At 57.5% G+C, this 25,544-nt stretch carries 21 protein-coding genes and 3 pseudogenes; 12 read left to right on the top strand and 12 right to left on the bottom strand.

The window, feature by feature from the left end:
- Positions 1-9: 9 nt before the first annotated feature.
- The 4 genes from cyoD to cyoA are packed head-to-tail and all read right to left on the bottom strand — an operon-like array spanning position 10 to position 3,785.
- On the bottom strand, positions 10-393 hold the full coding sequence (gene cyoD, locus PR017_RS20285) for a cytochrome o ubiquinol oxidase subunit IV (protein ID WP_111221339.1): 384 nt from the start codon (positions 391-393) through the stop codon (positions 10-12).
- On the bottom strand, positions 393-1,010 hold the full coding sequence (locus tag PR017_RS20280) for a cytochrome (ubi)quinol oxidase subunit III (RefSeq protein ID WP_111221338.1): 618 nt from the start codon (positions 1,008-1,010) through the stop codon (positions 393-395). The genes cyoD and PR017_RS20280 overlap by 1 nt, the downstream gene beginning before the upstream one ends.
- Complete coding sequence (gene cyoB, locus PR017_RS20275) at positions 1,003-2,961, bottom strand: cytochrome o ubiquinol oxidase subunit I (protein ID WP_111221337.1); 1,959 nt, start codon at positions 2,959-2,961, stop codon at positions 1,003-1,005. Before cyoB ends, PR017_RS20280 begins: the two co-directional genes overlap by 8 nt.
- Positions 2,961-3,785, bottom strand: coding sequence for a ubiquinol oxidase subunit II (gene cyoA, locus PR017_RS20270; RefSeq protein ID WP_161959356.1), 825 nt, complete (start codon positions 3,783-3,785; stop codon positions 2,961-2,963). The genes cyoB and cyoA overlap by 1 nt, the downstream gene beginning before the upstream one ends.
- Positions 3,786-4,242: 457 nt before the next feature.
- On the opposite strand from cyoA, the gene PR017_RS20265 reads away from it, so the two are divergent.
- Both PR017_RS20265 and PR017_RS20260 read left to right on the top strand, forming a co-directional pair.
- A complete protein-coding gene (locus tag PR017_RS20265) occupies positions 4,243-5,265 on the top strand; it encodes an SDR family oxidoreductase (RefSeq protein ID WP_111221335.1) in 1,023 nt (340 codons plus the stop codon).
- A 133-nt stretch (positions 5,266-5,398) separates the two neighbouring features.
- Positions 5,399-5,694: pseudogene (locus PR017_RS20260) on the top strand (PRC-barrel domain containing protein).
- Between the two features lie 800 nt (positions 5,695-6,494).
- On the opposite strand, the gene PR017_RS20255 reads toward PR017_RS20260, so the two are convergent.
- Entirely contained in the window at positions 6,495-6,680 is a 186-nt protein-coding gene (locus PR017_RS20255) for a hypothetical protein (protein WP_111221334.1), read from the bottom strand.
- Between the two features lie 684 nt (positions 6,681-7,364).
- Here PR017_RS20255 and PR017_RS20250 point away from each other — a divergent pair.
- Complete coding sequence (locus PR017_RS20250; protein ID WP_161959355.1) at positions 7,365-9,137, top strand: SWIM zinc finger family protein; 1,773 nt, start codon at positions 7,365-7,367, stop codon at positions 9,135-9,137.
- Positions 9,138-9,980: 843 nt separating this feature from the next.
- On the opposite strand, the pseudogene PR017_RS20245 reads toward PR017_RS20250, so the two are convergent.
- Positions 9,981-10,381: pseudogene (locus PR017_RS20245) on the bottom strand (integrase); the annotation flags it as partial.
- A gap of 91 nt (positions 10,382-10,472) precedes the next feature.
- Here PR017_RS20245 and PR017_RS20240 point away from each other — a divergent pair.
- Both PR017_RS20240 and PR017_RS20235 read left to right on the top strand, forming a co-directional pair.
- Positions 10,473-10,751, top strand: coding sequence for a type II toxin-antitoxin system Phd/YefM family antitoxin (locus tag PR017_RS20240; protein ID WP_111221332.1), 279 nt, complete (start codon positions 10,473-10,475; stop codon positions 10,749-10,751).
- The gene (locus tag PR017_RS20235) at positions 10,738-11,169 is read left to right on the top strand and encodes a plasmid maintenance toxin (PemK-like) (RefSeq protein ID WP_111221331.1); all 432 of its coding nucleotides are present in this window, start codon (positions 10,738-10,740) and stop codon (positions 11,167-11,169) included. Before PR017_RS20240 ends, PR017_RS20235 begins: the two co-directional genes overlap by 14 nt.
- Before the next feature lie 368 nt (positions 11,170-11,537).
- Here PR017_RS20235 and PR017_RS20230 read toward each other — a convergent pair whose 3' ends face one another.
- Positions 11,538-13,133 carry an alkaline phosphatase family protein gene (locus tag PR017_RS20230; protein WP_133255628.1) on the bottom strand — a complete coding sequence of 532 codons (1,596 nt, stop codon included), beginning with the start codon at positions 13,131-13,133 and terminating at the stop codon, positions 11,538-11,540.
- An 18-nt stretch (positions 13,134-13,151) separates the two neighbouring features.
- On the opposite strand from PR017_RS20230, the gene PR017_RS20225 reads away from it, so the two are divergent.
- Together PR017_RS20225 and PR017_RS20220 are read left to right on the top strand one after the other, a co-directional pair.
- On the top strand, positions 13,152-13,694 hold the full coding sequence (locus PR017_RS20225; protein WP_111221329.1) for a Chromate resistance protein ChrB: 543 nt from the start codon (positions 13,152-13,154) through the stop codon (positions 13,692-13,694).
- On the top strand, positions 13,691-14,323 hold the full coding sequence (locus PR017_RS20220; RefSeq protein WP_111221328.1) for a cation efflux transmembrane domain-containing protein: 633 nt from the start codon (positions 13,691-13,693) through the stop codon (positions 14,321-14,323). Before PR017_RS20225 ends, PR017_RS20220 begins: the two co-directional genes overlap by 4 nt.
- 158 nt (positions 14,324-14,481) lie before the next feature.
- Here PR017_RS20220 and PR017_RS20215 read toward each other — a convergent pair whose 3' ends face one another.
- A complete protein-coding gene (locus PR017_RS20215) occupies positions 14,482-15,402 on the bottom strand; it encodes a hypothetical protein (protein WP_240539059.1) in 921 nt (306 codons plus the stop codon).
- Positions 15,403-15,712: 310 nt separating this feature from the next.
- Between PR017_RS20215 and tssI the strand changes: the two are divergent.
- The 5 genes and pseudogenes from tssI (at position 15,713) to PR017_RS20190 (ending at position 22,148) form a co-directional block, all read left to right on the top strand.
- A pseudogene (gene tssI / locus PR017_RS20210) lies at positions 15,713-18,044 on the top strand (type VI secretion system tip protein TssI/VgrG).
- Between the two features lie 75 nt (positions 18,045-18,119).
- Positions 18,120-19,112 (top strand): DUF2169 family type VI secretion system accessory protein, encoded by a 993-nt coding sequence (locus tag PR017_RS20205; protein ID WP_240539058.1) that lies wholly within the window; start codon positions 18,120-18,122, stop codon positions 19,110-19,112.
- Positions 19,112-20,725: a DUF4150 domain-containing protein gene (locus PR017_RS20200; protein WP_161959354.1), complete on the top strand. Its 1,614-nt coding sequence runs from the start codon at positions 19,112-19,114 to the stop codon at positions 20,723-20,725. Before PR017_RS20205 ends, PR017_RS20200 begins: the two co-directional genes overlap by 1 nt.
- A gap of 18 nt (positions 20,726-20,743) precedes the next feature.
- Entirely contained in the window at positions 20,744-21,400 is a 657-nt protein-coding gene (locus tag PR017_RS20195; protein ID WP_111221324.1) for a hypothetical protein, read from the top strand.
- 307 nt (positions 21,401-21,707) lie between these two features.
- A complete protein-coding gene (locus tag PR017_RS20190; RefSeq protein WP_111221323.1) occupies positions 21,708-22,148 on the top strand; it encodes a hypothetical protein in 441 nt (146 codons plus the stop codon).
- A gap of 118 nt (positions 22,149-22,266) precedes the next feature.
- Here the strand turns inward: PR017_RS20190 and PR017_RS20185 are convergent, their stop codons facing one another.
- The 4 genes from PR017_RS20185 to PR017_RS20170 form a co-directional block, all read right to left on the bottom strand.
- Positions 22,267-23,409: a site-specific integrase gene (locus PR017_RS20185; RefSeq protein ID WP_111221322.1), complete on the bottom strand. Its 1,143-nt coding sequence runs from the start codon at positions 23,407-23,409 to the stop codon at positions 22,267-22,269.
- Positions 23,406-23,810, bottom strand: a complete 405-nt coding sequence (locus PR017_RS20180) for a type II toxin-antitoxin system VapC family toxin (RefSeq protein WP_111221321.1) — start codon at positions 23,808-23,810, stop codon at positions 23,406-23,408. The genes PR017_RS20185 and PR017_RS20180 overlap by 4 nt, the downstream gene beginning before the upstream one ends.
- A complete protein-coding gene (locus tag PR017_RS20175) occupies positions 23,807-24,064 on the bottom strand; it encodes a type II toxin-antitoxin system VapB family antitoxin (RefSeq protein WP_111221320.1) in 258 nt (85 codons plus the stop codon). The genes PR017_RS20180 and PR017_RS20175 overlap by 4 nt, the downstream gene beginning before the upstream one ends.
- Positions 24,065-24,416: 352 nt before the next feature.
- On the bottom strand, positions 24,417-25,469 hold the full coding sequence (locus tag PR017_RS20170) for an SIP domain-containing protein (protein WP_240539057.1): 1,053 nt from the start codon (positions 25,467-25,469) through the stop codon (positions 24,417-24,419).
- Positions 25,470-25,544 lie beyond the last annotated feature (75 nt).

The raw sequence follows: 25,544 nt of genomic DNA, 5'->3' as shown, positions 1-25,544 counted from the left end.
ATAACCTGGCTAGCCCATACCCATGGGAGCGCCATTCGGCATCATGTTAACGTTGAGGTTATGGATGATCATCATCGAGCCCAGAACCACCAGTCCAACCACGAATACGCCGAACGCCAGCGCCAGGACATTGTTCGTGTCCTCGGGGCCGCTCGATATGTGGAGGAAGAACACCAAGTGAACGCCCATCTGGCCGATAGCCAACGCAGCCAACAAGACTGGAACGGCGGGAGCGTACACAAGATCTGTTTGCGCGGCCCAGAACGATGCCACTGTCAACAGGAATGCAAGAAGAAGACCCGCGACATAGCTTTTGATCGCTGCTTTCCCTTTGCCGTGCTCTCCTGGTGATTTCGCTCCATTGTTGCTTTGGCTGCCGGTTGTGTCGGCCATCAGCTTGCTCCCAGGTAGACGATTGTGAAGACCCCCACCCAGACGATGTCGAGCGCGTGCCAGAACAGGCTAAAGCAGAAGAGGCGTCTCAAGACCATGTCTCGCAGCCCAAGGGTTGCAACCTGTGCCATCATGACGATGAGCCACAGCAGTCCTGCGGTCACATGCAGTCCGTGAGTGGCGACCAGGGCAAAGAACGCGGATAGGAACGCACTGTGTGTCGGCCCGGCTCCCCGTGCAACGAGATCGATAAACTCGCTCAGCTCAAGTCCAACGAAACCAATGCCAAGGACAAAGGTCCCGAGTGCCGATAGGTAGATCAGCATCCGCTGCCGGATCTCGACCCCGACGGTCATCAGACCGCAGGTGAAGCTCGACAGAAGGAGACAGGTCGTCTCGATGAACGTATGGGTCCGGCTAAACAGCTCGGGTCCGGTCGGTCCGCCCGCAGTGGACTTCGACAGGACCGCATAGGCGGCGAACAATCCTGCAAAGACGACAATATCGCTTAGAAGGAATAGCCAGAAGCCGAACCGGACGACCATCTCCTTGGAGGCTGGCCCACGCTCGGAGAGTGGGATTTTGGTTTGGTCACCGGTAGCGCTGGCGTCACTCATGCCCGAAGCTCCCACTCGCGGCTAAGTCGTGAGCGGAAATTTCGGTCTCCGTGGACGTCCGCCATGCATAGATGAGGCAGGCCACCACAAGGCCCAGCCCGCCGAAGATTGCCATCCACCAGATGTGCCAGATCATCGCGAACCCCAAGATGACCGCGAAGAAGGAAAGGGTGATGCCGATCATGGTGTTCTGTGGGACTTCGATGGCCTCCACCGGTTCGCTCCGGTCATGGCTATCGCCATCTTGCTTTGTCTTCCAGAAGGCATCCAGGCTCGTCACCTTGGGGAGGACAGCATAGTTCCAGGCTGGAGGCGGGGAGACAGTCGACCATTCGAGCGTGCGGCCGTTCCACGGATCGCCCGTTTCGTCGAGGTTCTGATCGCGGTTCCGGATGCTGACGACGAGCTGGAGGACGGTAAAGACAATCCCGAGCAGGATCAGCACTGCCCCACCGAGGGCAATGATCATCAGTGGCTGCCACGTCGGATCGTCGTAGTGTTGCATGCGCCGTGTCGCGCCCATCAGGCCAAGCAGATAGAGCGGCATAAAGGCCAGATAGAAGCCGACGAACCAGCACCAGAATGCCGCCTTGCCAAGGGGCTCGTTCAGTTTGAAGCCGAAAGCCTTAGGGAACCAGTAGTTATAGCCGGAGAAGGCCCCGAACAGCACGCCGCCTATAATGACATTATGGAAATGCGCGACGAGGAACAGGCTGTTGTGCAGGTTGAAGTCGATCGGCGGGATTGCCAGCAGGACGCCGCTCATTCCGCCGATGACGAAGGTCACCATGAATCCCAGGGCCCAGTAAATCGGAAGCCCGAAATGGATACGCCCGCCATAGAGCGTGAACAGCCAGTTGAAGATTTTGACCCCCGTCGGTATTGCGATGATCATCGTCATGATGCCGAAGAAGGCATTCACGTCGGCTCCAGCGCCCATCGTGAAGAAGTGGTGCAGCCAGACCAAAAACGACAGAATGCAGATCGCCATCGTGGCGGCGACCATCGAGCGGTACCCGAACAGGGACTTGCGCGAGAATGTGGCGATTACCTCCGAGAAGACCCCGAAGGCGGGGAGGATGAGGATATAAACCTCCGGATGTCCCCATGCCCAAATCAGGTTGACGTACATCATCGCGTTGCCGCCGAGGTCGTTGGTAAAGAAGTGGAACCCAAGGTATCGGTCCAACAGGAGCATCGCGAAGGTGGCCGTCAGGATTGGAAAGGCGGCGATGATCAGCAGGTTCGAGGCGAGCGCCGTCCAGCAGAAGATCGGCATGCGCATGTAACCCATGCCGGGAGCCCGCAGCTTCAGGATCGTCGCCGTCAAATTGATCCCGGACAGAAGCGTGCCCAGCCCAGAAATCTGTAGCGCCCACAGGTAGTAGTCGACGCCCACACCCGGAGAGTAGGTCAGCTCCGACAACGGTGGATAGACCAGCCATCCAGTCTTTGCGAACTCCCCGATGACCAGCGACAAATTGATGAGAAGGACGCCAGCGGCCGTCAGCCAGAAACTGACCGAATTCAGGACGGGGAAGGCAACATCCCTGACGCCCAGTTGCAACGGAACCGCAAAGTTCATCAGGCCGACCATGAACGTCATGGCAACGAAGAAGATCATAATCGTCCCGTGGGCCGAAAATATCTGATTATAATGCTCAGGGGGTAGGTACCCTTGCGCCCCGTTTGCCGCCAGGGCCAACTGGGTGCGCATCATGATGGCGTCCACGAAGCCGCGCATCAGCATTACGAAGGCCAGCATGACATACATAACGCCGATCCGCTTGTGATCAACGCTGGTGATCCACTCGTTCCAGAGGTAGGGCCACCAACCTTTGACAGTAACCAGGCCGAGCAAAGCAAGGGCCGTCAGCGAGACGATGCCTGCGGCGATCAGCGGGATAGGTTGATCGAGGGGGATCGCGCTCCAGTCAAGTCTGCCGAGCATCAAGGCATCTCCATCGCTGTCGGGGTCGCCGGGGCCAGATTGGTGGGCTGGAAATTCCCGCCGGATCTCGCGACAATCTTGTCGAACAAACCCTGCTGAACCTTTCCAAAAGTCTGGACGAGCCGTGGCGTGTTGCCTTGCGTCAATTGCGAGTACGCGGGCTCGTCAAGCATGTTGCCATCGGTTCGAGCCTTGTCGGCCCACGTCTTGTACTGGTCCGGCGGCAGGGACTGGACATCGAAGACCATGTCGGAAAACCCTTCGCCGCTAAATTGCGCAGACTGCCCGCGAAATGTGCCCGCGTGGTCGGTCTTGAGGTTTAGCTGGGTCACCATCCCGGCCATCGCGTAGATCTGGCTCCCAAGCTGGGGGATCAGCAGGCTGTTCATCACCGACGCCGAGGTGATGGAGAAATGCAGCGGACGCCCGACTGGTACGACGAGGTGGTTGACCGTCGCCACGCCTTCGTCGGGGTAGACGAACAGCCACTTCCAGTCGAGGGAGATCGCCTGGACATTCAAGGGCCTCTGGTTGGAAGCGATAGGCTTGAAAGGGTCGAGTTCATGGGTCCCAAGCCAGGTGATGCCAGCGAGAAAGAGCACCACCAAAGCCGGGACAGACCAAACGACCAATTCAATATGACCTGAATACGTCCAGTCGGCGCGGTAGTGGGCCTTTTGGTTGCCTTCGCGGAACCACCACGCAAAACCGATCGTCCCCAAAATAACAGGAACGATTACGGCAAGCATGATCGCCGTTGCATCGAAGAGGATTTTGGCCTCGGAGATGGCAATCGGGCCTTCTGGGGCGATGATACCGCTCATGAACACGTATGGATCTCGATCGCTGAAATGATTGGGCCGTTAAAGGCGAAGTACACTGATCGGATCGACTTTCAAGGCGACGGAGTATGGATAAAGTGGAGCGGCGGAACATTGTGCCTAGCGTCGGGTTCTCGTGTTCGAGGGTCCGGGAAGACGCCGTGATCCTGACAGGTCCGGAGGATAAATTGACTAATGAACGTCCCAGGCCGTACCGTCGGATGATCGCGTTCGTCGCGGCGGCACTCATAATCGTATTCGCGCTAGCAGGCTAGTATTCGTACGAGATCCATCCAGGCGACGCGCAGAAGCCAGCAGGGGCTTCCACAACAGCAAATTGAGCAGATGCTCACCGTTCAGGTTCCCTATCTATCGCATCCCAATTAATGGCTTGACGACGTAGATCCGGAACGGAACGGCTCAAAGCTGGTTGTTTGGTAAATCAAGGAAGGGATATCCAATGACCAAGCATGACCAGACGTTGCCACCAAAGCTGTCCCGCAGGGCCATAGTTGGCGGTGCTACTGCAGTCATGGCAACTGTAGCTTTGGCATCACGCCAAACAAACGCAGCGCAACCACCTGCCGCAGTTGCGAATGAGGTCAAAATCAGCAACCCGACAAAGCTCTATCCAAAGCCACCGTTCAAATCGCAGACGCAGCCTTGGCCTGGCCTCGCCAGCAAGATGGACCCCAAGCCAGATCACGGCGAGAGCAGCTACAAAGGATCGGGAAGGCTTGCCGGCCGCAAGGCACTGATCACCGGGGGGGACTCCGGCATGGGGCGTGCGGCAGCCATAGCATTTGCGCGTGAAGGTGCGGATGTGGCGATCAGCTATCTGCCGGATGAAGAGCCTGACGCGCGCGAAGTCATCGAATTGATCAGACAAGAGGGCAGGGTGGCCGTGGCATTGCCCGGCGACATCCGAGACGAAGCTCGTTGCGGCAAGATTGTCGAGGAGGCGGTGCGCCAGCTTGGTGGTCTTGATATCCTCGTCAACAATGCCAGTCGGCAACAACAGCGTCCGTCGCTCCTCGATATATCCAGCGAAGACTTTGATGCAACAATGAAGACTAACCTCTACGCGATGTTTTGGCTGACCAAGGCCGCATTGCCGCATCTGCCTGAAGGATCGGCAATTATACAGACAACGTCGGAACAGGCTTACGACCCATCCGAAGACCTGGTCGATTACGCGATGACGAAGGCTGCGATGATGTCCTTCACCAAGTCGATGGCAAAGCAGCTCGGCCCCAAAGGCATCCGCGTCAATGGCGTCGCCCCTGGGCCGATCTGGACACCGTTGCAGGTGAGTGGCGGCGCCACGCAAGTCAAACTCATGTCCTTTGGTAGCAACACCCCGCTTGGCCGGCCCGGCCAGCCTGCCGAATTGGCGTCGATCTACGTCCAACTCGCCGCTGCCGATGCGAGTTATGCGACAGGTCAGGTTTACGGGGCAGCCGGCGGTAGCGGCCAGCCTTAAGTACGGCACACCGCTCGAGGTAATATAAGTCCTACTCGAACTCGCGCCGGACAAATTCCAAGGTCGCTCGCGTGGAACACCCTCGCTCGCTCCGGATTTAAGTAAGCCTATTCGAATTAAAGGAGGACTATAACTGGACCACACAAACCATGTTCGCCTCAGCACAGCTGATCTTACGCCCGAAATTCTTGAAGGTGCGACCATTTACGGAGCAGACGACCACAAGGTCGGAACGCTTGATCACATCAGCGGGACAAGCCCGAGCGGCAAGGCCGTAATCGATGTAGGCGGTTTCCTTGGCATGGGAGCAAAACACGTTGCAGTCGTTCTCAGTGATCTCGAATCATACGTGATGAGGATGGCGATGTTCATGCTGTCACGACCTGGACCAAGGATCAGCTGAAGGAAATGCCTGAGAATCTCGCTTGAAGGCTCGATTGTAGAAAGACTGAAAAGCCCGGCCCTTGAAGCCGGGCTTTTGCATCTCCATTGGGGAGGCAAAGCCACGTGGTCAACTGGCCGGGAAGCGCAGACGATCTACTACAGTTCGAAATGTCCGAAGACCAGGCGACTGACAGACGCCTTAGATATGATTTTCCGAGAGTCGGGTCGGCCGACATCAGATGGTGGTGGCCACGCCACACCTATGAACGGCGAGATAGTCGCCCCTCTTACGATCCGGCGCTAGCCAGGGGGGCACGCTTGGAGCGAAACGACAAATCCCAGGGCTAGCAATGCGATTGTCCCACAAATTAAATCATGTGCACTTGAAAATATCGCACTCGCGGTATGTACACGCCCCTTGCCCTTGCGAACTTCTGTCATTTCGACAGAATAAAAGCATGAGCAATTGGAAAGGCCTCAAAGAAGTACCGGTCAACGTTGGCGTCGACGTTTGGGCAGTACGAGAGACCATGACAAACGGCGAAAAGCGACTGGAGAACGCAGGTGGTCTGGCGTTCAGACGTTCCGCAAAAGTTGTCCAGAACAGATCAGGTTTTCGAGATGTGGCAAGGGCTATGGGATGATTGGACGCCGACCCATTGGCGGCCAGTGCCGAAAGGGCCGTAATCAACCCACCCTGATCACGAACGAAATCAGAAAGGGCTTGCCGAGGCGCCGGTGCAAACCTAGGCGCACTTGAAAGTATATGCATAAGAAGTCCAGCTTGGTTGAACTGTCCGGGTTTAAGCGCTCTCACCGCGCCCGGGTCCCTTCTTCCGTGATCATTAAATTATATGAAGGCCCAGAAGAAGCGCGCCGATAATGATCGCGACAAAGGCTAAGAGGAACAGGCCGGCTACACCCCCCAGAACACCCGCCACTCCTTTGCCGGCGCGTACCTTCTCGGCTTTTTCCGCGTGAGTATCGGCAGATGGAGTTAGGCTTGGTTCATTTTCGACATTCGACGTCATGTGAAGCTCCTTTGTTTGAGTCACAACACCTAAGTGCGGACCAGGTTCCAAGATCGCCGATTGCCTCGGTTACCTGGCACGCTGATCACGTGTGATGACTTACGCCGTGAATCCTGGCGCGTACGCGATGGTGGTAAAAGCGAGTCCGAGGGTAGCTATTTATGATTAGAGCCCTTTGCTTGACCGAATCTGGAGAGATGTGTGGCGGCACTGCCGCATTTCGCATTATCTTGTGGCCGTCCGTGCTCAGCCACCACATCTGAGGGAGGTATTTCAAATTAAGGTCGAAACCGGTTTTGCTGCTGCGAGTATTTGGCACCAGCCGCTGCGTTCTCAGCACTCGACCGGCAAGAAATAGCGGACGCGATGTCGTCGCCACACTTCGCGGTTCAGGCTTTCTTTTTCAGGGCCAAGCAGTCCAACACGGGTGCGCCATATACGTATGGGACAACCCCTTGCTCCCTTTCCGCGTTTGGCAGGGAGACGCTGCGCGACCTGGCAAACGTCGAGGCACTTGCTGGGGCTACTAAGAAGAAAAAAAGCTGCGGGCGGCCTATGGTTTGAAGGAACAGGTGAATAGCGAGCACGCGGGTGAGGAAGATGCAGCCGAGGAAGCCGGCGGCCGCGGGTTCGGTTTGAGAAGGAGGACGATCCATGAAGGATGCAATATTCGACGAGAGCGACGTGCGCGCGGTGGCGACTGTCGAATCCTTTACGCGTGGCCTAGAGTATTTTCGTCGCGGTGCGGTTTCCAGCTTGGAGCGTCGTGGTGAGCGGACAATTGCCGAGGTCGACGGTAGCGAGCTCTCACCCTATGCCGTCACATTAGAACTTTATGACGGCGGTTTGGGCGCTACGCGTTGTTCCTGCTCGTATGACTGGGGCGGTGCCTGCAAACACATCGTCGCGGTGCTCCTCAAGTATAACGAGGCGCCTAGTGCGGTTCCCCAGCGTCCCTCTCTTGCTGACATGATTAGCGACCTTGATCGACAGGCTTTGGTGGCCCTGTTGGTCAAGAGGGCTGGACAGGATCCTGGGCTGGAACCCTGGCTCGAGGCAGAACTAGAAACCGCAACACCGGGCGTGAGGGGTAAGCTTGCAAGTGCTGTCAATTCGGAGGTCGTCATGCGGCAGGCGGAGCGGCTGTTGTCGGGAGGCTATTCGCGCCGGCGTCGCTGGGACGATGACGTGGGTGCCGTTGATGAAGAAGCCTTCGCAGCGCTGATCGACAACGCAAGGCCGTTCCTCGACATCGGCAAAGGAGGCGATGCTCTGAAGATTTTGGTGCCGCTGATGGAAGCGCTGGTGCCGGCCTGGAGAGAACAGGCTGATTTCGATGAGACGCTGCACGAGTTTTTCTCCCCGCTAGGACAGCTCATCGCCGAGGCAGTCCTCATGTGTGACCTCCCTCCGGAAGAACGCGATGACCTGATGGTCCGGCTCGATGTCTGGCAAGGTATGCTCAACGACTACGGGCTGGATGACTACCTGCAGGTTGCAGTCGATGCCCTCGATCAAGGGTGGGATGAGATCGGTCTTGACGATGCCTTGGCTGGGAGAAGCCGGTCCTGGCCGCCTTCGGGGCGAAGCGATTGGACGACCGAGCGGTTGACGCGAGCGCGGCTGCGTGTCCTCGATATCAGCGGACGGATCGACGCGTTCCTCAATCTTGCCAGCGCAGCAGGCCTCCATGGCGATTATGCCGCCATGTTGGTGCGGCTGGGACGCATCAATGAAGCGGGGGACTATGCACGCAGACGGTTCCGCTCTGGCGAGGAGACGTTCCAGCTTGCGCGCCTGCTCAAGGACGCCGGGCACGGTGATGCGGCGCTAGACCTTGCCGAGTGGGGCGTAAACCTGGCGTGTGAGGGCGACGGTTTCGCGGGGGCGGCCAGCTTGGCCCGTTGGCTGCGAGACAATGCCGGTTTGTTGGGACGAAAGAAGCTGGCGATGGTGGCGGCGCGGCGAGCCTTTGAGGAGAGCCTGTCGTTTGAGGATTTTGAAGTCGCAGCAACGTTGGCTGGGCCAGAGTGGATCGAACTTCGTGGCGCTCTGTTGAGCAGCCTCGCGGCTGCGCGTCATGCCTGGGACAGAACCAGGATCTACCTCAGCGAAGACATGATTGAGGAGGCTATACGGTTCGTCGATCTCGATATCTTGCCGGCAAATCCGTCCGACACGGTTTTGATGAAACTTGCGGACGTCGCGCATGCCACTCATCCGGACTGGGTGATCGAAATCGCCGAACGCATGGCAAGCAGTATCATGGAGGCTGGGCAATCGGGGCAATATGCGTCAGCGGCCCAATGGCTTGAAAAGGCTGCGCTTGCCTACGACGCCGCCGGCCGCTTTGAAGACTGGACCGCGAGGATCGATTTCCTGATTGAAAAGCATCGGCGCAAGCACAAGCTCAGACCGCTACTCGTGGCTTTGCGGTCGCCGTCTGGAACACTTTAAAGATGAAATGGTCGAGTAAAACTATCGCTCAATTTGAGAGGCCAAAAGTCAGTCATTTCGCTTATGCACGAGCAGGCAACGCGTTCGCCAAGTGTTCCATCTGCGGTGCAAAATTCTAATATGACTCAACCAAAGGGTGAACGAACCGGGGCCACGTTTTGAGCCTCTTTGTGGTGATATCCCGATGCGGGATACCAAAATCCCACTCCTTTTGCGGGCGTGGCTTCCCGCTCCCAAGTAAGAACTGTAAATCGGCAGAGGGTCTCGATGCCGGTACGCATTACAAGGCCTAGTCGATTATCAGTCTCTCTTGCTGAAAAACCGCAACTTTAGTGAAAGTGGGTGTCTGAGGTCAAGTAAGGTGGATATTGCTAGTCGGTTGAGGCGCTCTACATGAAAGATTGGGGGACGTCCGCTTGTGGACGTCAGGCACCTACCACTTTGCCTTCTTCGCGCTAACCGAAGCGGCGCGACCCCCGCCTCGCCAAACGAGCAGACGCGTTCATCATAAACGTGCGCAACCCGCGGCGCGCCATCATAATTTATATCAAGCAAAAGGTGATTAGAGCAGGTCCGCCGTTCTTGTCGACCGCTTCGACAGCTCGAGTGGCGCGCCGGCGCGCCCAACTTCGCGTCGCCCGACACCTCACATATCCTACTTCCGCCCAGGTGATTGCCGATAGCTCGCTGCGGGCAGAGTGTAAATCGGCAGGGGGCCTCGATGCTGATACGCATCATAAGGTCCTGTTATTTCTCACGTTGACGGGTTAATCCTATACGCTGAGTCAAATCGCGTTTTTTCCTTGCTGCTGTGATTGGTGTCGTGGACGAGCCAAGCGGAGTGCTTTTCAGCGACGACGCCGAAACCAATCCGGTCAGCCCACGCCACCTTGTCAACAGACGGCGAATGGTCGCCGGGGCACGCGGTCCGGTGCTTCTCAACAAGCCCTTGAGGAGCGCGATCGCGACCTCCTTGGGCATGCCGTGGTCGGCGTTGATCTAACGTTGGACTGGATGCCACAGATGGTAGGCTACAAATTGTAGAAGCAGACTTTCAGGGGCGGGCAAGGGCAGGGGGCGCCCGTCGCCAGCACGCACCAAGCCTCCAGGTAGGCAAAACCAGATGCCAGCGCCCGCATCAAGTTGTCGCCCATGCCTTCGCTGGCCAGGTGCTTGAGCGTCACGACGTCGTCGTGAGGGACGCTACAAGTTGATCGCAACTCGGTGTCCTCGGCCGATTGGATCTTGGAATTATCTTTCACCTAAATGCTCCATAGATCGCAACTTGCGATAGTTCCGGAAATCCCGTATAATCCGGAACAAAGGAGTTCTGTCATGACATCTACTGTTACCGCTGCGGCGGTTTCGAAAAATTTTGGGGCCTACCAGGACGCTGCAGTTCGCGAGCCCGTCATTATCACCAAAAACGGCCGTCCGCGTACAGTGCTGATCGCCTATGAGGACTATGTCCGGCTGGCGAAGCGTGATCGTCGTGTAGAACTCTCACCGGACCTCAGTGAGGATGACCTCGCTGCCATTGAAGCATCGCAGATGGAACCGGGGCTGGATCATCTCAATGCCGAACTGTTGACGGAAAAGCATGCTGCCGACTGAACCCAGGGTTGGCTGGCTGTTTCGATATTCGTATCTCTGGCATTGGCAGCATCTCGAAGGCCGTGAGGAAGGCGATAAGGACCGGCCCGTCCTGGTTCTGGCAATCGTCGCCACGTTGGAAGACGGAACGCCGGCGGTGCGGGTTTTGCCAATCACACATTCGCCGCCATCCGATCCACAAGATGCTGTCGAAATCCCGGCCGCCACCAAGCGTCGCCTCGAGCTCGACGATGAGCGCTCCTGGATTGTTCTGACCGAAAGCAACCGCTTTGTCTGGCCTGGACCGGACGTCAGGCCGATCGACCAAGAAAGCGGCTACTACGGGGCATTGCCACCGGCGCTGTTTGAAGAGATCAAACGCCGGTTCGTCGAATTGGCGCGGGCACAGCGCCACCGTGCTACGGCCCGAAGCGAGTAGCTGCTGCACGGCCACGCGCACATTGCAGAGTTTTCGTGTCTCGCATTACATTTTTTCTGTGATCCGGCAGACAGAAGTGAGCCGCATCAACGTGCGGAATAATAAGTGTTTATCATTCGTATTGGCATGGACCCCTCGCTTATTGCACCCGATATCGAACTCCATCTTTTGGCGAAACAGATCATTACAAGCGGAGATTGGAAGAGGGTTTCCAACAGGAAGCACAATTCCCGGGACAGAAAGATGGGTCATCTTATGAACCAGGCCGAAGCGATGCGTCTCTCGGCTCATCTGCGGATTTTGCAAGCGGTCAGCCGGAGCATTCAGCCGATCACGAGGGGGAGTTACCCCCCCTCGTTCGGCATTTGTTACAGACCCGATAGGATCTGTGTTGATTCCACTTTCACCGCCTGCAGCTCGTTCGGTTCTATGCCGAGCAGTTTCAATACGGACGGGGCCAACTGCACCAGGCTTGCCGGCGATGTGATTGTGCGAGCTTGTGCATGCGGCTGAGCCACAACGAGCGCCACGTTGGTATCCTCCACCGAGAAGCCACCGTGATCCGCGCCGCGTGTCGTCATGCTCTTTCCGGCATAGACGGTTCCGTGGTTCACCAACCCGATGATGTCGGGGGCGGTAGGATCCGTCCGTGAATCGCCAACCACCGAGGCCAGCGCGTCACCGTATAGGATCTGCCCGAGGCCCAGTTCCGGATGTGCCCGCATCAGCTTGGCAACGGCCTCTGTCTCGCTGTGATCCTTCAACCAGACCAACATCACGTCGTCCTGAATGTTGGCGCCCATCTTGTCGCCGATCAATCCCTTGAGCAGAGACGTACTGACCGTCTTCAATTCAGAGCGAGCGATCGGCATCTGCCCGTGCTTCGCTGTAAGGATAATAGTCGTGGTATCGGTGAGGTTCTCGCTCTTCAGCGTCTCGATGACAGTCTGCAAGGATGCGTCGGTGTGCTTGAGTGCCTCGGCAATGAGCGGACCTGGTGTCGCGTTGCTGTCGAGATATCCGCCTTCCGGCAGTTTCTGGGCGATATTGAGGGCCTGAATATTGAGGCCGAACAGTGCGGGGACACCGACCTTGTTCTTGCCGGTGTGGTCGAAGCCACGAATCTCGTTTTTTAGTGCTTCAGTCTTTGTGTCGTCATACGCCATGATGGCGGGAAGCGTCACCTCGATGCCATGAATTTCCGGGAGATAAAGGTCGTCGACTCCGGTGCCTGACGGTCCATTGATGACTTCGTAGGCCGGGTGTTTGTCCATCCAGGCTGTCCGCATTCCATGGCTTTTAACCACTTCGAACACGGTATTCACGCGCACTTCGTCATGGGGGTAGACCGGCGCGCATTTCTTGGCGGGATCACGCGGAAGTTTGGCGACATCGATTGGGGATCCGCCATTCTTGGAAGCACCGCCATCGACGGCGTTCGGATCGGCATCGACGGACTCGTCGAGAATGACATGTGCGCCCAGCACGGAACAGTCAGATCCTGCGGGTGAAAGATTGCGGGCATAGAATTCAGGATAGTAGATGCCCGTCGTGCGCGGCGTGCCGCCGGTCATCATGCTGACGACGGATGTCAGCGAATCCGAGGGTACAGCGGTCGAGGCGTTGGTATAGGTCGTGCCCATCGACGTGAGCTTGGCCATCGCAGATGCGGGATTCTGCTTCACATATCGGGCCAGGTCGACTGCATGAAGGCCATCGATGCTGATGATGAGCACATGCTGGGAGGAAGCCGGCGTCGCCGCTTGGAGCGGCATGGGCTGCGTTGCGAGTGCGGTTCCAAAGCAAAGAGATAAAGTGAGGGGGCGGAATGAACGAAACATAAATTGGTCCCTTGTGATGGCCGTGCGCCCGGATCGACGCAGGGTTTGCCTACCGCGCGCACATAACAAGCCTATGAAGCGTTGCATTGGCTGTGATGATAGTGATACAACTAGATGTAACACTCGTTACAATAGGTTCCTATGACATCTCTCACTTGGCTTCTCCTAACCTATAAGGTTCCTTCCGAACCGTCGCGTTACCGCGTCAGCTTTTGGCGCCGGCTTAAAGGCATGGGCGCGGTTTATCTTCAAAACGGCGTTTGCCTTCTGCCGAAGACCGACGAGCATGTCCGTCACATCAAGCTCTTGGAAAACGAGCTCGCGCAGATCCAGGGCGAAGCTGTCATCCTGGAAACCATCGCCCTTGATAAATCGCAAGAAGATAAGGTTGTAGGCCGCTTTAAAGCCGACCGTGACGAACAATATCGGGAATTCCTCGGCAAATGCACCGACTTCGATGCGGAAATAGCCAAGGAAACAGCCGATGGCCATTTCACCTATGCTGAGCTGGAGGAGAATGATGCCGATCTGAAGAAACTCCAGACTTGGCTGGAAAAAATCAGAAAGCTCGACTTCTACGGTGCGGATTTGGCTGCAGAGGCCGAGCGGCGGCTCGCCGAATGTGAAGCGCTATTGGATAGCTATGCGCGCCAGGTTTACGACGCGCAGGATGAGAACCGGTGAGGAAAAAATCAGCGCCCCATGGTCAGGCAGCGACCCAACGGACCGATGTCGACCTTGCAAGGATCGTCAGATGGGTTGCGGCGCTCAACATCGGTTACTTCGGGATCGAATTCGGCGTGGCCCTTTCCATTGGATCAGTTTCCCTCTTCGCTGACAGCTTGGACTTCCTTGAGGACGCCTCGGTCAATCTGCTGATTTTGATTGGGCTGGGTTGGAGCGTTCGAAATCGTGCCAGGCTCGGAATGCTGCTGGCGGCACTTTTGATGGTGCCAGGGCTGGCAACACTATGGACCGCTTGGAGCAAGCTCCACTCTCTTTCACCGCCTGACCCGCTGTCCCTGACCGTGACGGGCGCTGGCGCTTTGATCGTCAACCTCCTCTGCGCTTTCCTTCTAGCACCGTACCTAAGTCATGGCGGCAGTCTCACCAAGGCAGCCTTTTTGTCTGCGCGAAACGATGCGATCGCCAACATTGGAATCGTCGTAGCAGGGCTCATAACTGCGTTCCTGTGGTCGTCGGCGTGGCCAGATCTCATCGTTGGGATTGGCATTGCCGCAATGAACGCTGATGCCGCTCGGCAGGTCTTCAAAGCCGCCAAGGAAGAACACCGTTTCAATGTTGGGGCATAGCCAACAAAGCCTCGGGCCAATTCAGGCAGGTTTTGCCCATCCATATAGGCTACAAGTTCTGCTTGCTATGAATGTAAAAGCGAAAAGGGTCCCGGTACCGGTACGTATAATTGGCCGGTAATTTCTTGTGTGTCTTGGGGTGCTTTTTCAACGTTGAATTACTTGCCATGCACTTCGCCAGGTATCCACACGAGGACATTGAAACCTACCGCACTGTCGAAGTTCGCCTCGGCCAGAAGAGCGCTCCCATGTGTTTCCATAAACCAGCGAGCAACATCGGCGTTATAGAAGGCGGCGACAACTTCCCCAATGGTCGTTCTGGAGGCTTGCAGCATGTCTGCGTGTGACAGCGACGCCGTATTCAGCTGGATTAGTTTGCGCTGTGCCGGTTGGCCGCCATCTGAGATCGCAACACTTAACCGGCCCTTGGCATAGCTCTTCACACGCACGCGCAGCCGGGGAGGGCGGTCCGCATCGAACGCGACGTCAATGGCGGCAAGTCGTGCGACTATCTCCTCTTCGGTGATCTGCACATGGGGCATGACATCCCCGGAAGAGACAAGCTGGTCGTTGAATTTATGGCGAGTGACCTCTTCGGAATGGATCGAATATGCGAGATGCTTGCCCGCCAGCCCCTTTAGCCATCTGGAGCGCTGCGCGATCGCCATGGATTTGGCGACCTCTTCTCCATATCGACCGACGGGGAAGGTTTCCCTCTTCTGTCCTTCCTTCGTCAGCAACGTGGCTTGCCATGCATCGCCGCTCTCTGTCTCGACACGCCGTACGCCGGAAATCCCGCTGTGGTTATTCCTGCGGATCTGGACTGCCTGCTCGTGATTGGTGGGCGGCGGCACGGCCGAGATGATGGCGTCACGATAGGCACGCGCTCGCTCATAACTTGCCTCAGATGAGCCGTAGATGCTGTCCTTGAATAGTCTTACGATCTTATGGCCGCGTCGGCGCAGGGCGACGGACCATCCGGCACCGCGGTTTTTGTTGGCTGGCTCGCGGGTGAGACCATAAGTATCCGCATCGTCCTGTTGCTTCTCAGGTGTCGTGGGGTTTTCGCTCGAGGCCAAGGATTGTCCATCTATCATTAGATCCGCGATCTGTGTGGAGCGCGTCCTGTGTCCGAATGAGACACTAGACTAGCCTCAGATCACGCCGAGTGTAAGCGCCAGAAAGCCCGCTGTCTTGATGCGTGCTAATTTTGCCCACATTTTCAGAGTCTAGGCTGCCGCAGAAAGCCTTGGTGAGCGACACCAGCATTTTAGGGGTTGACCCAGAAGGCCCGCCGACTATTTTTTACTTACAAACTTGACGTGCATTTTCATGCATCAATCGGTTTCCGGTGGTGCCATTCTGGTTTCGAGACGTGTTGAGGCCCTCATGGACAATGGCGTTTCCAATGCCGCCGATTTCATCCAGGCAAACCGTATCCTGAAGATCGTCTCGCCGCTCGGCGAAGACCAGCTTCTGCCGGAGCGCGCGGTGATCCACGAAGGCATATCGGCGCTGTTCGAGATCCGCATCTCGGCGCGCTCTAAGAAAGAGCAGGTAAAGCCTGAGGATCTGATCGGCCGGTTGATGGATGTGTCCGTCGAGGTGGAGCAGGGGGATGGTGAGGAGGGCAGTGCGGTGCGTCGGCCTTTCAACGGCCTCGTCACCGAACTCAACGAGGGGCCGCCGATCACCCGCGGCCTGCGTGCCTATTCGATGGTACTTCGGCCGCAGATGTGGCTTCTGTCGCAACGCTCCGACTGCCGCATCTGGATGGACAAGACGTCGGTCGACATCGTCGAGACGCTGTTTTCCGAGCACGGCATTCCCGCCCCCGATACCTCAGGGATTGTTTCTCCGCCACCACCCCAGCATTATTCTGTTCAGTGGAACGAGACCGATCTAGCCTATCTCACTCGCCGTTTCGAGGAAGACGGGCTATTTTACTGGTTCTCCCACGAGGACGGCAAGCACCGGCTGCATGTGGCCGACAGCGCCAGCGGCTGGCTCGGCCCTTCACCGTCGGCGAGGGGAGAGACGAAAGTGCGCTTGGCCCAGGGTTCGTCGGATCGCAACCACATCAACGACTGGGCACGCCGCTTCTCCTATGTGCCGGGCCAGCGCGCCGGCGCCGACTGGAATTTCGAGACGCCGCGCATGGTCCCGGGCACGATGACGCCGTCGCTGGTGCAGATGCCGGATGCGATCAAGCGCGAGCTTTACGAATACCCGGCCCGCATCTCCTCGGTGGCCGAGGCAGAGCGGGCCGAAAAACTGCGGATGCAGTCCTCGGAGGCCGACCACGACCGTGTCTTCGGCGCCTCGACCTCGCGCATCCTCGAAGCCGGTCGCCGGTTTACTCCTTACGAAGTCGCCCACCCCGACCATGCCTACGAGGAACACGTGATCGTCCGGGCGGTCTACGAGGTCGTCGACCGCTCCTACGAGACCAACACCAACGAGCCCGAATATACCAACCGCTTCGAGGCAATCCCGTCACGCGTGCCGATGACCCCGCACCGCGACACCAAGCGCCCGCGCATCGAGGGCGCGCAGGTGGCGATCGTGGCGGGTCCTGAGGGCGAGGAGATCCACCCGGACCAATACGGCCGCATCAAGGTGTGGTTCCCCTGGGATCGCCGGGCAAAGAAGGATGGCTCGGACACCACATGGGTGCGGGTCGCCCAATCCTGGGCCGGCTCCACCTGGGGCGGCCAGATCATCCCGCGCATCGGCATGGAAGTCATGGTCGCTTTCGTCGACGGCGATCCGGATCGTCCGCTGGTGACGGGGGTGGTGCCCAATCCGGCGAATGGCGTGCCTTATGATTTGCCGGCAAACAAGACCCGCACGGTGATGCGCTCCAACACGCATAAGGGCCAAGGCTTTAACGAACTTTCGTTCGAGGACGAGGCGGGCAGGGAGAACATGTTTTTCCACGCCCAGAAGGACCAGACGACGCGGGTGCTGAACGATCGCACCAAGCGCGTCGACCGCCACGAGGTCGCCTCGGTTGGCGGCAACCGTGCGGTGGAAGTCTCCGGCAACCAGAAGCACGAGATCGGCGGTTCGGTGAATACGGTGGTCGGTGGCACAGGGCCGATGGCTATGCTGGCGATGGCCGGCGTCCAGGCGCTGTCCGGCCAGACTGCAGACCTGCTCTCCCAGGCAGCTCAGATCGCCGGTGGCGGGGGGGGCCGGGCTCGCGGGCTTCGCAACCACGCTCGCCTCCTCGGCATTGGGCTTTCTCGGCGCAGGCGGTCTCGGCAGCCGCGAAGGCGTCGTCGCCGGCCCGAGCCCCCGCGCGGACGCCGGTACAGCGCTTGCCGGCTCCGGCACCGGCGTCGGCGACGCTGCCTCCAGCCTCTTCCCGATGCCCGGAATCATGAACACCATTGTCGGCGCGTTTCAGTCGACAAGTGTCGGTGTCGCCAAGGCCGAGCAGATCGGTGTGAGCAAGGTAGTGAACGTCGGGCAGACATCATTGGAGAGCGTTGGCAAGTTCAAGAAGGTCATTGTTGGAGAGGAGTTTGTCATCGAGTGCGGTGCATCGAAATTCATCATGCGCAAGGACGGTACCGTGATTATCCTCGGTACGCATTTCAACTTTACAGCCTCTGGTCCGACGCAAATCAATGGCTCTGTCGTGGATCTCAACAAGCCTGGCGGCGGTTTGTCGGAGGCTTCTCCCACTTTGGCTGATTCCGCTGCCAAGGGATGACATCTGATGTCGGTTGAAAATCATACGCCTTTTCCAGCTCTCGCCTTTCGTCAATATAATCTCGTGGGCGAACTTATGGGCGTGGTTGTGGCGCGCGGAACGTTCAAGCTGGCGGTCAGCGGCCCGCTCGCTTTGGACGATAAGCAACGTCCGCTTGTCATGTCTGATACTTATGATGGCGATCCACACAAGTCGCCGCAGATGGCCTGCACAGACCTAGCGCCTTTCAAGCCGGGCACCGACGTGACCTTCATCGGGGCGGCCTTTCCGCCTGACGGACAAGCCTCGTCCTCATGGACCTGCGGCATCAAGGTCGGCCCCGTGGGACGGCGGTTGCGTGTTCATGGACCTCGCGTCTGGCGGGCACGGACCCGTAAGGCCTGGCGCGGCCTTATTGATCGCGACAAGGAAGAAAGGCTGGACGGCTGGGATTTGACCGAGGGTAAGGCGGTTGACTATGTCCCGATCGACTGGCGATTGGCATTCGGCGGGCGGAGCGAGGGTGGTGAAGTTTGCGAGCGCAACCCTGTCGGCATCGGCATAGTCGATGAAGATCGCTTCCGTGAACAGCGGGAGTGGCCCGCTCCGCAGATAGAAGATGCAGATCAACCGATCCGTAATGTCAAAGACCGCTTGGCACCTGCCGGTCTAGGGCCGATATCGCCCTTCTGGAAGGATCGCTTATCTCGTGCTGGCACCTATGACGATGTCTGGCTTAAGGAACGGCATCCGCTCTTGCCCACAGATTTCGATTTTTCCTTCTGGCAGGCCGCTCCGACGGGCCTGGTGAGCCAGACCCATTTCATTGGTGATGAGGCATTCGAGCTGGATCATCTTCTGCCGGGACGCGAAGTACTTCGCGGACGCCTCCCCGACATCAGGCTGCAGATAGATGTCGATCAGGGAAACGGCCCCTTGAAAGGCCCCATGGTGCTCGACGGCGTTCATTTTGATCTGCGCCCGGGCGTCGGCCGTGTGTTCCTCACATGGCGCTGCGGATTTCCCTGGCCAGAGCGGACCGGCCTACCGAAAATGAGCATTGTCGATATGCCGGAGGGTGTGGCCTGATGGCAGACGATGAGGACTCGCCGGCGACGCCAGATCCGGAGCCCATAGAATGGGTCCGCATCGACACAAATGCCGATCGATGGAAGCAGTTTCCAGGGCAGGTCGAACAGAAAGCCGACACGCCGCCGCCTACGGCGGCTAATCCTCCTCCGCCGGAGTTCATACCGAGCGATAGTATGGCACTCGCAATCTGCCTGTCGCCGGACGTCTGTAAGTCGCCGGAGAACCCCGTGCCGTATATGTCATGGGGCAAGGCTTCTGACAGTTTGAACTACTCTCCTGATGTGCGCTCGAACGGGTTGTTCATCAAGCGCCAGGACTCCAAATTTTCTTGCTGTTACGGGGATGAGCCAGGCGTCGGCCTCGGGTGTAAGTCACAAACCGTCGGCGACGTAGTTGAGCCGGTAACCTCTTCGGGAATAGTTCGCGCAAACGGCATCTGGGTGCAAAGGCACAACGATCGCTGCACGCTAAATAACGGTAACACTGAAGGTGAATATGTCCATGTGAAGTCAACAGATGTTCACGCTGCCCCAAGTTCGACAGATCATCAGGACAAGGCTTGGTACGAGAAAGCTTGGGAATGGTCCGGCGACAAGCTTTCTCAAGCCAATAAAGCAGTCTGGGATTTCGACAATAGCCACTACAAAGTCGTAACCCGAGGTATTGCCGCTGTCGGTGTGGTCGGTTCCGCCTTCGAAGGAGCAGCAGGGTTGGCACTGGCTACTGGGGGTGGTGCGGCCAGTGCAACTGGAGTGGGGGCTGCTCCAGGAATACCAGCCATGGCTGGTGGAGCGTTGCTTGTCGGAAACGCCGTGGACAATGGCCAGGCGAATTTAAAGACCCTGTGGACGGGCGAGTTTCAGCAAACCAACTTACAGAAAATTGCCGGCAGTGCCGCACGTGCAGCGGGGGCATCTCCTGAAACGGCTGAAGGGGTAGAAAATGTAACCGGAATGACGCAAGCGATTGGCGGTGGCTTTGGCGCAGCGGCTGCCACGATGAAAACGGCGGCTGAAGGTGCGCATGTAGCCTCGACTATCGGACGAACAGAAGCACGGACGGAAGGTAGTCAAGCCGCAGAGGATGCGGCCAAGACGGCAAAATCTGAGGTTGATGGCTCCCAAGGGGCCAGAAGTACGAAGGAAGAGCTGGAGCCACCCAAGAAAAAGCTAACGAAGGAGGAATACAAAAAGCTAAGGAGCAAAACGCCAAATCAACGGATTCGCGATGCCGTCAATGAAAGTCAGCCAAAAGCAACGCCGGAAAACCCGGTCGATGATCCGTGGCTGCCAGGGAAGCAGCGCACCCAGTCGCTAGAGGCGGACCATATCGTTTCGATGAAGGAAATTACGCAGATGGATGGGTTTGCTGATCTATCTCCTGAAAATCAGCTTAAGGTTTTGAATAACCCAGATAATTTCACTGGCCTTAGTAAGTCAGCCAATGCATCGAAAGGCGCAAAATCATTTGAAGATTGGACAACTTACGGTCAGGGTGGCGATCAGATCACCGTCAACACCAAGCTCCGCCAACAAATGATTGACCGGTCGACTACGTTGCGACCTCAGTTGCAACAACAGATAAATGAGCTAAACTCAACACAACGATAGTGTACGCAGGAAAATGTAATGAACGAAGCCTACATTTCCAAATTCTTGACTGGAAATTTTTCTATCGTCACCACTCATTCGGCGGTCGGTGCACTTCCCAGCCTTTGGGCGCCGTTGGCTGACGGCGATCAGACCAGGCGGATTGCCGCTTTTGAAATGCTGGCGGATCAGGTTTTTTCCCTCATGCCGGAGACACTTGCCACGCTTGGCGAAACAACAAAGGATGCCTATCTCGTAAAGTTGGATATAGATCTCATGCTAGTGGTCGACCGCCTTCTAGATGGAGATATGGTGTCCTACAGGGGCTTCTTGCCTAGAGCAGCTTCCCGGTTTGGTGGCAGCATTGGTAAATTCTATAATTTAATGGATGGATTTTGTGATTTCCACTCGATGGGCGGTCTGTTGCCGGAACGAGATATCCGTCCAATCGGTCGGGACGGCAACGAATATCTAACCGAGCCGTCATTAAGTGAGTTTAACAATCATAAGTCGAAAGACTATCTGAATGTTTTTAACAGCGGTGGCAAAGGCCAAGGCTATGTGAGCCTTAGCAGCACCTTCGGCGAAAACCCAGACGCCATGTTGCTCTGGGTTGATGATGACGAGCCGTTGGTTGGTATGGATTTCTGGGACCTCTTTGACAGTTGGACGGCGATCGCCATGAGCAACGATTAGGCACGGAATGCGATTACTATCAAGCATGGGTCGAGCTGAAGACATCCAGGGCCTGAAAGCAGCCTTAGCTTTTCGGCGGTTTTGCAAAAACTTCCAACATTAAACGGTCTGCTTCACGGCACACTACAGCTAAACGCTCTGGCCACGGATTGAAACGAAGGCCCAATAAGAGCGCCAGTTGTGGGCAATAGACTTTACCCCATGCCCGAACCCCGTCAGTGCAGGGATCAATTCTCAAAATGGATTAATTCAGCGGTGCAACGTCACCAGACAAGCTAAGTGGCCATTTTTCAGCGAAAGTGACGTTATGGAAAATTTGAAGCGCTTATTTTTATATAAGGAACGACAAGACTTGCCCGAGTCATTGGCGGCTCCGAGTATTGAAGACAATATGAATGCAATGCCCGTCAGGCTTGCTAAAGAAGTTGCTGCTTACCTAAAACAGGGACTGATTCTCATCGAATTTGTAAGCCCCACGCGCGACCCATACAGTCAGCACGATATGGTGAGAAACGTTGTTTTTTCAGATGGCGTATATTTTTGGGACGGAGTGATATTACATTGGGTTGAGAAGTACAGAGTACGACTGCCAGAGGAATTCATGGCGCATTTTTATGCTGCTACGGCTCATCCGATTGCTGTCAATGACTCAGACATACCAAAGTTGATTGCGGCCTTTAAAACTGCTGATCCGCTTATGGCCCTTGCGCCTGAGAAAGAGCAGTTCAGTTCTCGTGACGTCACTTGAGATTTTTGTTTTATTGCATGATTTTTGGGTCGGATTGGGGTCGGAGCAAGAATTACTCCAAATCGTACGCCGCCTTTATCAACCAAAAACAGCTACGAAAGTTTTGATTGTGTGCCTCCTACAGCAGTTTGGCGGCCCGTCCGGTGCGCCGGGTCGCATTGTTGTAATAGCTGGACGCCTGTTGGACCGAGCGGTGCCGAGACTGTTCCATGGCTTCAGGAAGGGGAACGCCACGATTGGCCGCCTCGGTCAGATAGCCTGATCGCAAGCCGTGCGCCGAAAACTCCCCAGCCTCCAGCCCGGCCAGCGCGGCCCGATGCTTGACAATATCATTGACGGCCTTCGGATCGAGCGCCCTGCGGGACACATTGCCCCAGCGATCAATCGCCCGAAACACACTGCCGCTGTCGATCCTGGCAGCCTTGAGCCAGGCGTTCAGCGCATCGACCGGCCGGCCGGTGAGGTACACGACCTCCTCGGTGTCGGCACTGCTGGTCTTGGTACGTCTAAGATGGATGGAGAGCGACAGGAGGGGAGGGGCACCTTCAACGGCGATTGAAGGCTCAACGGTGAACTGTTCCCGCCGCAGTCCGGCGATTTCGCTGCGACGACGGCCGCCGGAGGCAAAGGCCACCATCAGGATTGCCCGATCGCGGACGTCGCGAAGGCTTGTGCTGCGACAGGTGCCGAGCAGTTTTGCCAGCACATCTGATGTAACGGCCTGAGCACTCTTGCGTTTTCTTGGTCGTGGGTTGGCGCGAACAGCCAGTCGAATGGCCGATTTCAGGGAAGGGGAGGCGAAGACACCATTCAACCCGCGCCATTTTGTCAGTGTCGACCATGTGGCAAGCCGTCTGCGAACGGTATCGGGCGCATGCGGTCCCGCCACTCTAAGAAGGCCCTGGCTGCGAAGGATTTCTTCTACGATGATCGGCATGCCATGCTGTGGATCAGTCAGTCTCTTTTCCGGATCCCAGAGATGATGGGCCACGAACTTCAGGAGCAGCGCCTCAGGGGCCGGCCAAGGGAGGGATTTGCCGGTGGCAGCAAGCGACCAGGCCTGCAGGTAGGCGAGATCCGATGTGAGAGCGCGCAAAGAATTGGCACCCATGCCCTCATTGACCAGATGACGAAGGGTTTTGACGTCCTCGTCCGACAGGATTTCAGCGAGTTCGTCCCGTCGCCCCATCGGCAGGACGGCGGCGATCGTGTCGAGCTCTTCGAGCCGGCGGTTCAGGGCCTTGTCGCTTGATCCGCTCATGCCGTCGATGACGCCGAATGTAATTTCAGGTCAGATTGCCAAAAGTCCCGCCCCTTGAACAAGAGGGGCGCCTTAGCCACCGCAGACACCGCATAGGAGAAGCAGTCACCCATGTTCAGGCTCGCTGGATGGTGCCCCTTTCCGAACCGCTCGAACGCGAGCTCTGCGGCATGGTAGTGGCGCTCACCAAACGCGACGGCGGTGACATTGGGCAGCACGACCAACTGGGCGATGACGGCCGCAGCACCTGGAAAGCGCTTTCCCGTCAACACCATCCGGGCCTCGAGAACGGTTGGCCAACCCACGAGGACTTCTTCGCGGCTTATAAGGGCGTGGAAAAGTTCGGCCTCAGGCTCGCCCAGCGCGGTGGCCACGATCGCTGACGTATCGAGAGCAATCATTTAGGCAGGCCGTTTTCGTCATAGAGATCATCATGAGCCGACGTCGTGCCTGACGGCACCGAGCGGCGGCCTTCCGCCATCAGGTCCCAAAGGATATCGGCCGGCGTCTTTGCTTGTTTTTCACGCAGTTCCTGGTCGTAGAGCTCAAGCGCTTGCTCGACGAGCCTGTTGATAGGCTGGCCGGTCCGTCGGGCCAGCGCATGGGCCAGGTCACGCGCCTTGGCACTGCGGATGGAAAGCTGTGGTTCGGACATGGTGATCCTCGATGAATGTCGACGTAAACATAGCGTTTGCCGGTCGAGATGGCAACAATCGCATCCAAGATGGCTCACCTCCGATAAGGAGTTCACACCAAAAACTTATGCGCCGTAGTCGAGTGAGTTTTGCTTGTAGTGATAGAGCTTCGGAGAAGCTGGCTCCTTCCAGACAGAGCGATGAAATGCCGAGCAGACTAGGCGGTGACGAGAGCCAGCTCACGCGCCCCGCTTAGAGACGCCGGGCGCTCGAATCCGCTCATTTAACGGCCGACACCCATAAAAAAGGCGATCGGCCGCACGCACGCAGGCCGGTCAATGCTGCCCCATTCGATCAATCATACGCTTGACCTTACTCTGGGAGATATGCCTTGCCGCCAATTGCGATGATTTCTTCCTCGCTGAGTGACCGATGCCAGTGGGAGTACAGGAGGAAGCGGTCTCTCGGCAGCCCGACTTCTGTTTTCAGATACCGATGGATGGCGCTGAACGCCTTATGTTCGCATCCACCCCATACGAAGGTCCTGTCCGCATTGTCGGGCCACTCTACCCTTCGTAGGGCATCCTGCAGCAAGGTCGTCGTGCCGGGGCCGGCGCCGTTCCTGTGCAGCCAGACGATCGACATCCCCTCGGGATAGCGCATCGGCAATTCGTCGGCATCGGAATCCACCTCTATGAATGCAAGGCCGGTTGCCGTGGCAGGCAGGGTTTCAACGATCCGGGCAACCCCCGGCAATCCTGTTTCATCCGCGATCAGCACATAGAACCCGGCATCTTTCGGCCCGTGCGCGGCCGGACCCAGAATGCCGACGACGTCGCCCTGTCTGGCGTCCATGGCCCATTGCGTTGCGGGGCCGGGGTTTGAGTGAAGGGCGAAGTCGACGGCGATTTCCCGCCGGGCGGCATGGATATGCCGGATGGTGTAGACGCGCGTCGGCACCGCGCCGGCGTCCGGCCAGACAACATGGCCGCGGTGATCGAGCATGGGCCACAGGGGCTCGCTGATGCCGCGGGGCTGAAAAATAAGTCGACAGTGCAACTGATCGGAGCGATCGTAGCGCTCCAGATTTTCGCCGCGAAACGTCATGCGGCGGAGGCGAGGAGCAATGTCCTCGATCGACGTCACCTGCAGAATCCGTAGATCGTCGGGCAAAGCAGGCTCCGCATGATCGCCCTCCCATAGAATGTCCATCGTCTCGCGGGCGGCGATGAAGCCGATCGGCCCGACCAGCGCATGTTTCACCCGGTTGAGACCGCCGGCGTCCGGAGCCTCGGCCGTCAGCCGGAAGCCGTCCTCGAGGACTTCGAGCGTGGCATGGCCGAAAGACGACCGGAAATGATGTATCCCCGCCGCCGCCTCCACGACCATGTCGTGGGTGGCGATCGACTCAAGGATCGGATCCACGTACGCGTCGATCCCGGGAAATCGCACCACGGCGGTGGCTCTATATGTCTTCAACGAAGTCGGTAACATCCGGAC

The sequence above is a fragment of the Rhizobium tumorigenes genome, assembly GCF_003240565.2.
Lineage (GTDB): Bacteria > Pseudomonadota > Alphaproteobacteria > Rhizobiales > Rhizobiaceae > Rhizobium > Rhizobium tumorigenes.
This window is presented reverse-complemented; position numbering and strand designations above follow the sequence as displayed.